The following is a 14850-nucleotide window of genomic DNA, read 5'->3' as shown; positions in this document are numbered from 1 at the left end:
CACCTACTGTCTATTATTTGCTATATGTTCAATTCAGTTGTTGGCTACAAATGATTGGGTTAAGGCTGATACTTATAAATAGATATCAGCGCTTTATTCTCAATAGCATATCACCAAAAGACAGCGATATGCAGTTACCGCTTATTCATCGAACCAAGATTCCCGAGCTTTCATGATGAGTTTTCCTGCAGTTTCAGAGTCTAATCCTTCGATATCTTCTAGATCGAAGACGGCTTGTTCTGCCAAGTCATCAACAGTAATGATGTCTTTTTGCGCCATTTTATAAGCCCAACTGACTGTCATACCTTCAAGCTCTTGAAGCTCTTGACTTGGCTCTTTCATGTTCTGTTGTTTGACCAGTTCATCAGCGATGACAACTTCTTTAGCACGCTCTTGAATCATATCAATCGCTTCATCATCTAGACCTTCGATATCATAGAAAGTCTCAACTGGTACATAGGCCACTTCTTCGATACTGGTAAAACCAATATCAACCAATGCTTGTGCTAAATCTTTATCTACTTCTAGGCGCTCATAGAATAATTCAATAAACGCTTTTGATTCGTTTTGTTGACGTTGCTGATATTCTTCTTCGAGCATCATATTCAGCTTATAGCCCGTCAACTCAGACGCTAGACGTACGTTTTGACCTTGTGAGCCAATAGCACGCGCCAATTGATCATTGGTGCTAAAGATAATATCTGCCGTTTGCGTATCTTCATCTAAAATGATACTGCTTACGTCAGCAGGCTCTAGAGAGCTGATGATGAACTGGGCAGGATCATCTGACCATACCACCACATCAATACGCTCACCGTCTAACTCTTGCTGTACTGCTTGGATACGTGTACCACGCATACCAATACAGGCACCAACTGGATCGATACGATGATCGTTGGTCTTCACGGCTATTTTAGCACGAGTACCTGGCAGACGAGCGACGTTACGAATTTCGATAATTTGTTCTGCGATCTCAGGCACTTCTTTTTGCATCAATGCTGATAGCATTTCAGGATGTGTGCGAGATAACAATAACTGTGCACCGCGGTTTTCACGGTTCACATGGTACAAGATAGCGTTGATACGCGACTTTGCACGGAGTTGTTCACGTGGCAACATTTGATCACGTGACAAATAACCTTCAGCATTGTCACCCAAATCGATGATATAGCCATCACGAGTCTGTTTTTTGACTTCGCCATACATCATCTCACCAACACGTGGCTCGAAAGCATCTGCAACTAATGCACGCTCAGCTTCACGAATCTTTTGGATGATGACCTGTTTTGCTTGAGTAGCAGCAATACGACCAAATTCGATTGATTCAATTTGCTCTTCTTTAATATCACCAATTGACCATTCTTCCTGATCAAGATCGGTGATAGCAAGCTGACAAGCTGGCATTTCATGGTCTTCATCTGCAACCACTGTCCAGTAACGATAAGTATCGTAATCGCCAGTTGCACGGTCGATTGCTACCCGTACAGCCACTTCTGGCTGCTCGGTATATACTTTTTTCTTAGTCGATACCACTAAAGCGTCTTCAATTGCTTCAAAGATATCTTCAGGATTTAAGCCCTTTTCATTACTGACAGTTTCTACTACCGTTAAGATTTCACGACTCATGCTATACCTGTCCTATCATTTTTTAATTGACTTAAATTTTATAATTTGGGTGCTGCTATTATATAGTTGCTATAAGCCACATAAGCTATTGGAAGATAAAACTGTCTATCTATAAACAGTTACCCTAGTAAAAATCTAGGCATCTTCATAAATCAAATTGGCTTTATCAATATTACTTAGTGCGATCTCAAATTGCTCACCATCACTTGACGTCAGTTTTAAAGAGTTTTCATCAATACTATTTAAAGTACCTGTGGCTTTACGACGTTTCTGATCGCCTGTACCGATAGCTTGAATCAGACGCAAGCTCACAGTTTGACCAACATACGCATGCATTTGCTCATCTGAGAAAAATGCACGGTCAAAACCAGGTGAAGATACTTCTAAGATGTACTCACCAGCGATAGGATCATGAACTTCTAAAATACCGCTTACTTGATGGTTTACTGCCGCACAATCTTCAATCGTTACTTGTTTATCTTGGGCTTGCTCTTCTGGCAATGCCTCAATATAGATACGTAGTAAAGAGCGACGACCTTGTGGCGCAAACTCGATACCCCATAATGACACATCACAAGCGGCCACGGCAGGGGCAATAATATTAGTCAGTTCTGCAACTTTAGTCGAAAGCTTCATAATCTCTTTGTATTTTCCTATTCACTTATCTATCGTACTTAGTAAACTGTATTAAAGATTGACTCTTATCCATATATAACAATCTTATGATGATAAGAATCACGGTCAGTATATAATTTTAAATCACAAATATATGATACATATTGTGCATTTATATAGGGACGAGCCTAAAAAACATCAAGCTCAGCCAAACAATGCTTTTATTAGTTATAAAGCACTACTATCGATAAAAGCGTGAGGAATAAAAGATAGTGTTGCTTAAGGAGCATCGTGCCAGTAGCGGCCGATGATGACCAGTGACGAGTAATATCGTACTCTATAGACTTAGAGCTTAGCATAAGTAGGATAGATACCGCGATAACACTGACCTTCAGATACAAAAAAACCCACAAACATTATGGTGGGTTAATCGGTACTGACAAATTTAGTGTACAAAACATCAGTATAAAAAGTGGTAGCGGGGGCTGGATTTGAACCAACGACCTTCGGGTTATGAGCCCGACGAGCTACCAGACTGCTCCACCCCGCATCAATCTAGAACGCATATTATAGGGAGATAATGTAGAAGTGTCAACACTTTATTTAAAATAATTATAAATTAAGTGGTTACTACTAAAAATCCAACCTGACGCTATGCTGCGTCTATGAAACTTGGTGCGATTGGGGGGACTTGAACCCCCACAGCTTTCGCCACCACCCCCTCAAGATGGCGTGTCTACCATTCCACCACAATCGCATTTTACTACTCTGTTTTCTAACTTCCTATCTACTATATATAATGCGTAAGGTAAGCATTAATAGATAAGGACTTGCGAAAACAGAAAAGCATTGTAAATGTAACCTACCAAAATAGCAAGCGCTGACTACTTAAAAGCCACTTATTCAGGATTTTGTGTCAATGGACGCGGCGTTTGCGGCGCTGATACTGGCGCATCTAGACGAAATTGATCTTCTGCTTGCTTACGCGCATGAACAGCCAGCGTCATACTGGTAATAAAGAATATGACCGTTAGTACTGCAGTCGCACGCGTCAAAAAGTTGGCGGTTCCCGCTGCACCAAATACCGTACCTGATGAACCTGCACCAAAAGAAGCTCCAGCGTCTGCCCCTTTACCATGCTGTATCAGAATCAAGCCGATCATGGCAATGGCCACAATAATATGCAGGGCTAATATAAACGTAAACATGGTGGCCTCTTTTGCCGCGTAATGACGACTGATAACGGAAAATAAAACGTAAGGTTAATAGAATGACAATCGGCATGATCAAATGCCAAATCGACTATATAAATAAGGCGCATTGTACACGATTGCAAGGGCAGTGTTAAACCTACTTTTACTAACCGATAAAACCATACTGTCTATAAGCTATGATCTTGATATCTGAGCGTTATTTAAGCATTGGCTTGGTTAAAGGCATCGGCAATCGCTAGAAAGCTCTCTGCTTTTAACGAAGCACCGCCCACTAACGCGCCATCAATCATAGCGTCAGAAGCAAAGCTATTGGCATTATCAGCATTAACACTACCGCCATACAGCACGGTAATCGTATCTGTTATATCAGCAAAGCTTGCAACCGTTTGTTTGATGTACTGATGAGTCTTACTCACTTCTGCCACAGTAGGCACTTTACCTGTACCAATGGCCCATACAGGTTCGTAAGCGACGAGCAGCTTTTCAGATAACGATGATGCTAAATCTGGCTGCTGAGTCAGTAAGTCTTTAATAACCGAGAGTTGCTCATTGATAACGTCGAGTGTTTGACTATTGTCATACTGCTCTTGTGTTTCGCCGATGCAAAACACCACGCCTAAGTTCTGGGAAAACGCATGAGACAATTTGCTTATCAGGCATTTATGAGACTCTTTATGATATTGGCGACGCTCAGAGTGGCCAAGTAGCGTCCAAGTAGCACCTGCATCTGCTACCTGTTGGGCTGAGCAGTCACCAGTATAGGCTCCTGTACTTGCACTATAGGTACTAACGTCCTGTGCTGCACAAAGTATTGAGCTATCTGCTAGACGCGTACTCACTGTACTTAAATGAACACAACTGGGCGCTACCATTAATTTACAGCGGTTTTTTGATGTCTGAGAGTTGGCTTGTTCTTCAGTATTAACTTTCGTCAATAAGTCGTCCAATAGTGCATTGACAGCACTGTTAGTCGCAGGATTCTGTTTCCAATTGCCAATTACCCAAGCTTGCATACTTATTTACCTTGTCTCATGTATTCATGCCAATTCGGCTAATATGCGCGTCAGTATAACAAATAATTCGTAAGTGCTATAGTAGCGTGCCACCATGAGCAGAATCACTTCTGTAAACTTATCTATAGATAGTGCATCAATAGACCATTATTTTTACGAGCTAGTCGCCTAATGGTATATATAAATTTTTCAAACTAAAGTAAAGTTCTATACTACAGAATGTATAAAATCAAATATTATTGCTAGCTATATATATAGATACGCAGGTAGATAAGATAAACAAAGCAATATAGTTATAGCGAGTTATCAACTGAAAACAACAAGCATATAACGTGTAATACCAAGCAGTTTTACAGAATATTTTGTATCAAAGGAGAGGTTAAAATGTCTATCGCAACCAGTAAGTACGGTGGTCTAGCGCAGCAACTGATTAGCGACGGTGTCGTTAGCGAAGCGAACATGAAGACGGCACAGATTGAGTCGCAGCAGCAGCAAATAGGACTGGTACCTTATCTAGTAGACAATAAATTGGCCGATGCTTATCAACTTGCCCAAATGCTATCCCAAGCTTTCGGCGACCCTCTATTCGATCTTGATGCATTAAATGTTGATGTTATTCCAAAAGACTTGGTTGATGAGAAAATCGTTCGTAAGTTTAATGCGTTACCACTCTTTAAACGAGGACAACGTCTATTTGTCGCACTAAGTGATCCCACACGCGTTGATGCTATTGATGCGATTGCCTTTAATTCTCGTCTGTCGATAGAAACCATTGTTGTCGAAGAAAACAAGCTCAAAAAGCGTATTGAAAGTGCATACGCAGATACGATGCAGAGCTTTGATAGCTTTTCTAATAGTGATTTAAATGTCGACTTCGATGATGGGCAGGAAGAAAACGAGACCAAGCTTGATGATGGTATCGACGAAGCACCTGTTGTAAAGTTCGTCAATAAAATGCTAGTCGATGCTATCCGTATGGGTGCTTCTGATTTACATTTTGAGCCATACGAAAAATCTTTCAGAGTACGATTTCGTGTCGATGGCGTCATGCAAAAAATGGCTAATCCACCAGTTCAACTTGCGAATAAAATTGCAGCACGCTTAAAGGTCATGTCTCAGATGGATATCTCAGAACGTCGGGTACCACAAGATGGGCGTATTAAACTAAAAATTTCTAAAAATAAAGCGATTGATTTCCGGGTAAACTCATTACCGACGTTATTCGGTGAAAAGCTTGTTTTGCGTATCCTTGATCCATCGTCAGCCATGTTAGGTATTGATGCATTGGGGTATGAACCAGATCAACAGGAAATGTTTTTAGAGGCATTACACAAACCACAAGGCATGTTGCTTATCACTGGTCCTACTGGTTCTGGTAAGACAGTATCACTTTACACTGGTATCAACATCTTGAATACTGGCGCAACCAATATCTCAACGGCTGAAGATCCAGTCGAAATTAACCTTGAAGGGATTAACCAAGTCAATGTTAATGCCAAAGTTGGTCTAACATTTGCCAATGCGCTAAAGTCTTTTTTACGTCAAGATCCTGATATTGTCATGGTCGGTGAGATTCGTGACCTTGAGACTGCTGAGATTGCGATTAAAGCGGCGCAAACAGGTCATATGGTTCTTTCTACTTTGCATACTAACTCGGCACCTGAAACATTAACGCGCCTACGCAATATGGGCGTCGCCTCCTTTAATATTGCCACGTCGGTTAACCTAGTCATTGCTCAACGTTTGGCACGACGTCTCTGCAAGAACTGCAAAAAACCTATTAACATCCCGCGTCAAAGCTTGTTAGAGATTGGTTTTACCGATACTGATTTAGATAACACTGATAATGTCATTTATGAACCAGTCGGCTGTAATGAATGCCGTGAAGGTTATAAAGGCCGTGTAGGTATCTATGAGGTGATGAAAGTCAGCCCTGATATTTCACGCATTATCATGGAAGATGGTAACGCAATAGATATCAAAGATGCTGCCATCAAAAATGGTTTCCGCGACTTGCGACGTTCTGGGATTTTAAAAGTGTTGCAAGGTGTCACAAGTATTCAGGAAATGATGCGAGTGACTTCTGAATAATAAGTAAAATCATAGAACACGTAATTTATGTCTTAGCATATTGACTTTTAGTTATTATAAGAGTGATAAACTAGCAACGTTCCTTATCGTATATCTTTAAAAATAAAACAGATAGCCACTGGTTTTTTACGCTAAAATAAAGTATGCCTGACTGGTATCCTAAGTCTGGTATTCTATTGTAAATTTACAATTTATATTGGACAATTTTGAGGGTAGTAACATGGCAAAAGCTAAGACCGATATGTTGTTAGATTTTGTTTACGACGGTGTGAATCGACGCGGACAGAAAGTTAAGGGCGAAACTACTAGTCGTAGCTTAGAGCTGGCGAAGGCAACCCTGCGTAAACAAGGTATCACGGTTAAAGGGATCAAGAAAAAACCAAAGCCACTTTATACTTTCAAAAAAGCTATTAAAGCCATTGATATTGCTATTTTTGCTCGGCAATTAGCAACAATGATGAAAGCAGGTGTACCGTTAACTCAGTCTTTTGAAATTGTCGCCGACTCTCTCGATAATCCGAGTATGAAAGACTTAGTATTGAAAATAAAAGCAGATATTGAAGCAGGTGGTACCTTTGCTTCTTCTTTGCGCAAACATCCTCGCTATTTTGATGATTTATTCTGTTCACTCGTCGAATCTGGCGAACAATCGGGTGCACTTGAGACGATGCTTGAACGAGTCGCTACTTACAAAGAAAAGAGTGAGCTACTAAAAGTAAAAATCAAAAAAGCAATGAAGTATCCTATTGCCGTTATCGTGGTTGCTATCATTGTCACCATGATTCTATTGATAAAAGTAGTACCTGTATTCTCCGATCTATTTGAATCATTTGGCGCAGAGCTGCCTGCCTTTACACAGATGGTTGTTGGCATGTCCGAATGGATGCAGGCATGGTGGTTTATCCTTATTATTGCTATCGGTGGTGCAATTATCGGTTTTTCAGAAGCTAAAAAACGATCTAAAAAATTTCGTGACTTTTTAGACCGTGCTGTCTTAAAAGCTCCCATATTTGGCAACATCGCCTATCAAGCGATTATTGCACGTTTCTCTCGTACACTATCTACAACTTTTGCCGCTGGTGTTCCACTTATCGATGCCCTAGACTCTACTGCCGGTGCGACCAATAATGTTGTATTTTACAATGCAACTCAACAGATCAAAAATGACGTATCTACTGGCCAGCAATTACAGTTTTCTATACGCTCGACCAACTTGTTTCCGAGTCTAGTCATTCAGATGGTTGGTATTGGTGAGGAGTCTGGTAGCTTAGAAGAAATGCTAGATAAAGTCGCTGTCTACTATGAAAATGAAGTTGATAATGCCGTCGATGGTTTGACCAGCTTGATGGAGCCAATGATCATGGCAGTTTTAGGTGTATTAGTTGGTGGCCTAGTCATCGCAATGTACTTGCCAATTTTCCAGATGGGCGCAGTAGTAGGATAATTACTTAATGCAATTTATACAGTTACTACAAGAAAACATCGCCCTAGCTTTATTCGTATTTGGCCTATTAGGTCTTTGCGTTGGCAGTTTTCTAAATGTTGTGATTCATCGCATACCGCTGATGATGGTGTATGGTTGGAGACAAGAGTGTAGCCAGTTCATGTCTGAACAAGCAGATATGCCACGCGAGCATACGCTGCCCATAGCAAATATTGTCGCTACTGACCAACCAATTACTTTAAGTCGACCTGCCTCTCGCTGCCCTCATTGCGCACATAAAATTAAGTGGTATGAAAACATCCCTTTAATAAGTTGGCTGTTACTACGCGGACGCTGTTCAAGTTGCAAAGCGGCTATCGGTCTACGTTATCCTCTCGTTGAGCTAGTAACTGCCCTCTTATCTGTATTAGTAATATATAAGTTTGGGGTAAATACTACAGGCTTGTCCGCATTGGTTTTAGTATGGACACTGGTAGCTCTAACAGGTATCGACTTTGACACACAGTTACTACCCGATCGCCTTACCTTTCCTTTGGCAGGCTTAGGGTTGGCGGTGAATTCACAAAGCTGGTTCGTATCACCAACACAGTCGATATGGGGATTACTACTTGGGTTTTTATCGCTATGGATAGTAGTCAAAGTGTTTTACTTAATAACTAAAAAACATGGAATGGGCCAAGGGGATTTTAAACTATTGGCGGTATTAGGTGCTTGGCTTGGGCCTATAATGTTACCCTTAATCATCCTACTATCGTCTTTACTTGGCTCTATCGTTGGATTGATCTTGATGAAAAAACAGGGTGAAAGCCGACCTTTTGCTTTTGGGCCTTATATCGCTATAGCAGGTATCGTTGCCTTATTATACGGCTCAGATATCGTCAGCTGGTATCTCGGTATGTATGTCTAATAGCTGACAGCGTACACTAGATTATTGTAGTAAATATCATTGTAGGAAATTTTCGGCAGCGACTCATAAGTAAAGCTTTACAAGGCCGATTGTGAGTTCAAAGCTGCATTCATTGTTCTATCTATCAGATAAGCCACTATTATGTCAAAAAATATATCGCACTCTTATTCACACCAACCACAAACCACGCAACCAAAAAATAAGAAGCTCGTGGTTGGTTTGACGGGTGGTATCGGTAGTGGCAAATCTGCCGCTAGTGCTTGGTTTGCTGAGCAAGGCATCGATATTATTGATGCAGACGTGATCGCCCATGAGACTGTCGCTAAAGGTAGCACCACTCTGCAGAAAATCCAGAAAAAGTTTGGTGATTGGATACTGACGGATGAGGGTGTCATGGATAGGGCTGCTGTACGTACACACGTATTTGCAAATCCTGAAGCGCTGATTGAGCTTGAGGCTATCACTCACCCAGCGATACGTGAGACAGCAAAGGCACAGCTAGATGCTAGTACTTCACCGTATATAGTCTTGTCTGCGCCCCTACTTATAGAGGCGGCAGAAGCAGGACTGGCCAATTTATGTCAACGTATTTTAGTCATGGATGCCACCGAAGACACGCAGCTTGCGCGTGCCAGTCAGCGTGATGATCAAAGCATACAAAAAATTAAGGCCATTATGACCAATCAGCTGAGTCGTGAAGAGCGTAATCGTCATGCAGACAATGTCATACTCAATGAGAGCGACCTTGCCTCTCTATATCTACAACTAGAACCCTTGCACCAAGAGTACCTTACGCTTGCCCAGCAGCTAAAGTTCGCTGGCGATTGACCTCATACAGTGCCATCCCAGTAGCAACACTCACGTTTAGGCTCTGTAGATTACCATGCTCGTTTCCTGACATTGGAATATAAACCAACTCATCACAGCTCTCCATTGTCAGGCGACGCATACCCTCTCCTTCTGAACCCATAATGATAGCGGTCTTGCCAGTTAGGTCAGCGGCATGTATTGGCTTAGCCTCTTCACTAAGTGCCGTACCAAATACAAAAACGCCTGCATTTTTGATTTGCGACAACGTGCGTGCCAAGTTCGTAACGCTGACAATCGGCATCATCTCTGCTGCGCCAACTGATACTTTAGCGACTGTTGGCGTTAGGCTCGCTGCATGGTGTTTTGGACAAACCACTGCATCCACACCCATAGCCACTGCGGTACGTAGGCAGGCGCCAAAGTTATGTGCATCAGTAATTTGATCTAGTACCAACAATAAGCATTGTTCACGGCCAATAATAGTATCAAGCAAACCTTCATCAGCGAAACCTAACGGACGAGCATTGAGCACCACGCCTTGATGCTGCGGACTACCACACAACTGCGTTAGCTTGTCTTTTTGGGTTGGTTGAATACTAATGCCGTTTGCTTCCGCTTCGGCCATGATAGCTTGTACATGACTGTCACTCTCACGCCCTTGCTGCACAAACAAGCTAAGGCCATCAAGAGGACGATGTTCAAGTAACGCATCAATGGCATGAATGCCGTAAAAATAAATGGGTTTTGCCATAATAGGCCTACTAAATATAAAGTGGATATCGCACTAGGCGACGGAATAAAAGAGGGTAACGTCGGCTTTAAATGTCATAGCTCATTGATGATGAGAGAACAGTAAACCAAACGTCAAAAAAGAAATAAACAATACCAATCCGATATTGTTTATTTTCTCGAAACACTAATGTGTGATAGAACAGGCGCTAGAATGAAAGCTCGAGCGCCCTATTAATAATATCAGCCTTCTAGATGACAGACATATTGAACAATCTCTTCAGTACGTAGGTTAAAACCGCTATTGCCTTCAACGACAAATGATTGACCGGCACGGTAGTAGCTGAATTCATCATCACCATTGATCTTCACTTCACACTCACCACTAGTGATTTCGATACGCTCAGAAGTATTAGTGCTAAAGTGATAATGCTCAACCAAGTTGTCACAAGGTAAGATCACGCCTAGCGTTTTATGACGACCATCCTCAAACATAATGGTATGGCTTGAGCAGCGACCATCATAAGATACTGTCGCTTGGGCATTAACTGTTACGTTAGTAAATTGCGCCGCTGTCATAGTGGCTTCCTTATCAAATAATTATGGCAAAACTAAAAAATAAGTAACGGGTTAAAGTACTGACAGAGTTGCACTGGGCTTCAAATACGCGACCAGTAAGCAAACACGCCTGCTTTAGATACTTTATCCCTCTATAGTAGATATCTGCGCGCTAAAGGTAGCCACAGGTTCTATGAAAACGCTTTTGAGTAATGATTGAGTGGCATATTTTTACCACTATACGCCTACAATTTTACAAAATTATGACTCGTTATCAGCTTGCATAGCGCATCAAACTCATAAGAAGAGTTTATCATTATGTGAGATTATGCTACCACATTATATCTATAAAGTTTGTTAAAGCGACTAGGAAAATTCTATTCGATGGCAAGTATCTACCCGTTCGTTTAATATTCATTTGGTATTTTTCTAGGCGGATGCTAGGCCACTAACTTAGGTATGTTTTTATAATTATCAGTCAAAACACTTCTTCACATACTGTGCTTATCTTTAGATATCCAATGACCCTAACGATTAATATTATAGGTATTATGTTGATGATTTATTGTCAGTTTTTAATAGTTTTATGGTAATCTCCCAATAATAAATTCTGTTATACCTCATCTTAAAGTTTGTATTTACGCACATTTAACACCATACTATTTGCCTACAATATTTATCTAATTAGCAAGTTTAAATAGATATTTTCACTTCCTTATTTACCCTATTTATAGATGGCTTCCTAAGATTTATATGATGTCCATTGTCTGTCCTGAGAGGCGTTGATGCTAGTATCGTTAACTTTACATCAGTTTGCGTTGATTGCTCAGCATGAGCTGAGCGTGGCTGAAGGTTTTAATGTCATCACTGGTGAAACAGGTGCTGGCAAGTCGTTATTGCTAGATGCACTATCACTATGTGTCGGTGAGCGAGCAGACAGTGCAATGGTCAGGCATGGCGCTGCGCATGCAGATATCTACGCTCAATTTGATGTAGAAAATAACAGCGTCGTCGCTGACTGGTTTGCCAAAAATGATCGACCGCTAGAAGAGCCTGAAGTACTTATTCGTCGACAATTAAGCAATACTGGCCGCTCAAAAGCATGGCTAAATGGTTCACCGGTTAGCTTAGCGGAGCTAAAGAGTTTAGGTGCTTTACTGGTCAATATACATAGCCAACATGCTCAGCAAGCATTACTTAAGCCGCAATTTGTGGTGCAATGGCTTGATGAGATGGCACAGATAACACCGCTAGCCATCCAAACTGCCAGTAGCTATCAAGCCTATCAGCAGCTAAAACGTCGCGCAGATGACATCGCGAGCCGCGAAGCCCAGCGTCAAGATCGTATTCAGTTGTTGCAGAGCCAATTAGCAGATATTGCCCCGTTATTAGCTGTGGATTACGCAGAAGTTGAATCTGAACACGAAGAGCTCTCCAATATTGAAGCCTTAATGCAAGAGGCCAGTCATGGTCTGCATTTGCTCGACAATGATACTGATGAACCAGACGTCATGACCTTGCTCGGACAAGCAATTAAACTCTGTGACAACCAAGTAGGCGTTAGCCAAACGTTTGAACAAGCTTCTGAACAGCTACATCTAGCACAGCAGCAAATCACTGAGGTGACTGCGCTGCTATCAGATTATGCCGAACAGCAGCTACCTGATCCTGAACGATTGCAAACACTAGACAATTTAATCAGCTTAGGACATCGTCTGTCACGTAAGCATAGCTTGCCAGCGAGTGATTTAATTGATGAAGCAAAAGGCTGGGAAGCGCAATTAGAGCAGCTAGAGAACGAGCCAAGCAGTGATGCAATGGCAGCGCAAATTGATCAGGCTTGGCAAGACTATCTCGCTCTGGCGACACAGTTGAATAAAGAGCGCACAAAAGCTGCTCCGATAATTAGTAAGCAACTCATCAAACAGCTACAACCACTTGCGCTACCCAATGCTCGCTGTGAATTTGTTTTTACTAAGAAAGCCGAACCTAGTCAGTACAATGCCCAAGGTTGTTTCGATATTGATTTATTATTCAGCGCCAATGTCGGTATGCCAATGCAGCCTCTACACAAAATCGCCTCAGGTGGTGAACTGTCACGTATGGCGCTCGTGATGCAAGTCTTACAAGCGACCAATGCTGATAACAATGCCGCCAAGCCTATGTTGGTATTTGATGAGGTCGACGTTGGTATCAGTGGCGGTACTGCGCAAGTGGTTGGCGAACTGCTACGCTCGCTTGGGCAAACACAGCAATTGCTGGCTATCACACACCAAGCACAAGTCGCAGCGCAAGCGCATCAACATATCTTGGTACAAAAGCACCATCAAGAACAGACCGAAAGCGAGCTACTCATACTGACCGACAGTGCGCAAGTAGACGAGTTGGCGCGTATGTCTGGTGGTGTCATTATCACCGATGTCACGCGCGACCATGCCCGCAGCTTATTATCCGATGTTAAATAACGCTTATCTGACCTATCTAACGTTAAATAATCATTCGTTTTCATTAAAACGGATGGTTAGCTGAGTCTGTATGATGGTCAGTAGCAATTAGTGCAAATCTTGCTTTTCTATTGATTATCACCATATAGTGGTCTTTCACCCTTATTATTAGGTTGCATTTGTTTCTATGTCTAAAACCAATTTGACCCATCATTTTTTGATTGCAGGACCAGAGCTGTCAGACCCAAGGTTTGAGCAGGCACTTATATATATTTGCCGTCATGACAAGCATGGTGCGCTAGGTCTGATGGTCAATCGTCCGCTTGAGCAATCTCGCGTAGGTAAGCTGCTAGAAGATTTAGACATTGAAGTGACCAATCCGCAGGTGATGGAAGATGTGGCACTAGAGGGTGGCCCTATGTATCCTGAGGTCGGCTTTGTGCTGCATACTGGTCAGCCAGAATGGGCCTCTTCTTTTGCTATTTCAGAGAACGTTTGCATCACGACTAGCCAAGATATTCTAAAGCGTATTGCCGCAGGCCAAGGCGTCGGTCACTATCAGCTGTGCCTAGGTCATGCCAGCTGGGGTAAGAAACAGCTAGACCAAGAGCTCAGTAATGGTGATTGGCTAGTTTGCCCTGCTGATCTAAACTTATTATTTGATACCCCGTTTGAAGAACGCTGGCAAATCGCAGCTGACAAAATCGGAGTCAATTTCGACTATCTTAGTAGTGACATAGGTCATGCGTAATATCATACGCTCTGCAAATTTAGATAAAGACATAAAGGACACCCATTACTATGGTAGATAGTACTTTTACGGCGAATAGCACAGACGCTATAGATAATGACATTGATATTGACACTCTCGATAGCAATAGCACTGCTGAAACTATCGAGCCAGAAGTAAAGCCGCATCTTATCTTGGCGCTAGACTACGGTGTCAAAAAGATGGGTATGGCGCTCGGTAATACCATTACGCAGACAGCGCGTGCCTTTGACATTTTGGCAATGAATAACGGTCAGCCAGATTGGGACAACTTAATTGGTATTATCAAAGTCTGGGGCGTGGCGCAAGTCGTGGTCGGTCTACCGCTTAATATGGATGGCACTAGCTCCATGCTTTCAAAACGAGCGCACAAATTCGCTCGTCGTCTGGCCCATAGAGTGATGGAGCAACATCTGCCAGTGACCGTATCATTGTGTGATGAGCGGCTGACTTCAATCGAGGCAAGAGAAATCGCATGGGACAATGGTTGGATCAAAAACGAACGCGACCCAATCGATGATATCTCCGCTTGTATCCTAATGTCGACCTATTTTGCTGATCCTAATAGCAGTATCGCTATCGATGCAATCAAAGCAGAATAAAGCAGCCAAATAGGTAAAAGACACGTGT

The 14850-nt window shown here is 42.1% G+C and carries 13 protein-coding genes and 2 tRNA genes; 7 read left to right on the top strand and 8 right to left on the bottom strand.

Translation table 11 applies throughout. The features are described from left to right. Positions 1–141: 141 nt before the first annotated feature. The 6 genes from nusA to tpiA all read right to left on the bottom strand — a co-directional run bounded on the left by nusA (position 142) and on the right by tpiA (position 4468). On the bottom strand, positions 142–1626 hold the full coding sequence (nusA, locus tag QL898_RS06300; RefSeq protein WP_057757751.1) for a transcription termination factor NusA: 1485 nt from the start codon (positions 1624–1626) through the stop codon (positions 142–144). Positions 1627–1761: 135 nt separating this feature from the next. Continuing rightward, positions 1762–2262: a ribosome maturation factor RimP gene (gene rimP, locus QL898_RS06295; RefSeq protein ID WP_290176196.1), complete on the bottom strand. Its 501-nt coding sequence runs from the start codon at positions 2260–2262 to the stop codon at positions 1762–1764. A 452-nt stretch (positions 2263–2714) separates the two neighbouring features. Then, a tRNA-Met gene (locus QL898_RS06290) sits at positions 2715–2791 on the bottom strand. 123 nt (positions 2792–2914) lie between these two features. Beyond that, positions 2915–2998, bottom strand: a tRNA-Leu gene (locus tag QL898_RS06285). A 142-nt stretch (positions 2999–3140) separates the two neighbouring features. After that, positions 3141–3449 carry a preprotein translocase subunit SecG gene (gene secG / locus QL898_RS06280; protein ID WP_021814138.1) on the bottom strand — a complete coding sequence of 103 codons (309 nt, stop codon included), beginning with the start codon at positions 3447–3449 and terminating at the stop codon, positions 3141–3143. Positions 3450–3655: 206 nt separating this feature from the next. Beyond that, positions 3656–4468: a triose-phosphate isomerase gene (tpiA, locus tag QL898_RS06275; protein WP_290176195.1), complete on the bottom strand. Its 813-nt coding sequence runs from the start codon at positions 4466–4468 to the stop codon at positions 3656–3658. Between the two features lie 384 nt (positions 4469–4852). On the opposite strand from tpiA, the gene pilB reads away from it, so the two are divergent. The 4 genes from pilB to coaE all read left to right on the top strand — a co-directional run bounded on the left by pilB (position 4853) and on the right by coaE (position 9738). Then, on the top strand, positions 4853–6559 hold the full coding sequence (gene pilB, locus QL898_RS06270) for a type IV-A pilus assembly ATPase PilB (RefSeq protein ID WP_201547506.1): 1707 nt from the start codon (positions 4853–4855) through the stop codon (positions 6557–6559). 220 nt (positions 6560–6779) lie between these two features. Beyond that, a complete protein-coding gene (locus QL898_RS06265) occupies positions 6780–8003 on the top strand; it encodes a type II secretion system F family protein (RefSeq protein ID WP_290176194.1) in 1224 nt (407 codons plus the stop codon). A 7-nt stretch (positions 8004–8010) separates the two neighbouring features. Beyond that, positions 8011–8910 carry an A24 family peptidase gene (locus QL898_RS06260; protein WP_290176193.1) on the top strand — a complete coding sequence of 300 codons (900 nt, stop codon included), beginning with the start codon at positions 8011–8013 and terminating at the stop codon, positions 8908–8910. A gap of 141 nt (positions 8911–9051) precedes the next feature. Continuing rightward, positions 9052–9738: a dephospho-CoA kinase gene (gene coaE / locus QL898_RS06255; RefSeq protein ID WP_102078745.1), complete on the top strand. Its 687-nt coding sequence runs from the start codon at positions 9052–9054 to the stop codon at positions 9736–9738. On the opposite strand, the gene rlmB is transcribed toward coaE, so the two are convergent. Then, positions 9701–10471, bottom strand: coding sequence for a 23S rRNA (guanosine(2251)-2'-O)-methyltransferase RlmB (rlmB, locus tag QL898_RS06250; protein WP_102078746.1), 771 nt, complete (start codon positions 10469–10471; stop codon positions 9701–9703). The two genes, coaE and rlmB, sit on opposite strands and share 38 nt — an antisense overlap. Before the next feature lie 221 nt (positions 10472–10692). Beyond that, positions 10693–11028 carry a pyrimidine/purine nucleoside phosphorylase gene (locus tag QL898_RS06245; protein ID WP_057757729.1) on the bottom strand — a complete coding sequence of 112 codons (336 nt, stop codon included), beginning with the start codon at positions 11026–11028 and terminating at the stop codon, positions 10693–10695. A 764-nt stretch (positions 11029–11792) separates the two neighbouring features. On the opposite strand from QL898_RS06245, the gene recN reads away from it, so the two are divergent. The 3 genes from recN to ruvX all read left to right on the top strand — a co-directional run bounded on the left by recN (position 11793) and on the right by ruvX (position 14822). Beyond that, a complete protein-coding gene (gene recN / locus QL898_RS06240; protein ID WP_160021381.1) occupies positions 11793–13472 on the top strand; it encodes a DNA repair protein RecN in 1680 nt (559 codons plus the stop codon). Positions 13473–13638: 166 nt separating this feature from the next. Next, complete coding sequence (locus QL898_RS06235; RefSeq protein WP_290176192.1) at positions 13639–14202, top strand: YqgE/AlgH family protein; 564 nt, start codon at positions 13639–13641, stop codon at positions 14200–14202. Positions 14203–14252: 50 nt separating this feature from the next. Then, the gene (gene ruvX / locus QL898_RS06230; protein WP_101204672.1) at positions 14253–14822 is read left to right on the top strand and encodes a Holliday junction resolvase RuvX; all 570 of its coding nucleotides are present in this window, start codon (positions 14253–14255) and stop codon (positions 14820–14822) included. The last annotated feature ends 28 nt before the right edge of the window (positions 14823–14850 follow it).

Origin of the sequence: Psychrobacter sp. APC 3279, from assembly GCF_030407795.1 — a bacterium.
GTDB lineage: Bacteria > Pseudomonadota > Gammaproteobacteria > Pseudomonadales > Moraxellaceae > Psychrobacter.
Note: the sequence above shows the minus strand (reverse complement) of the source record. Positions and strands in the feature narration are given on the sequence as shown.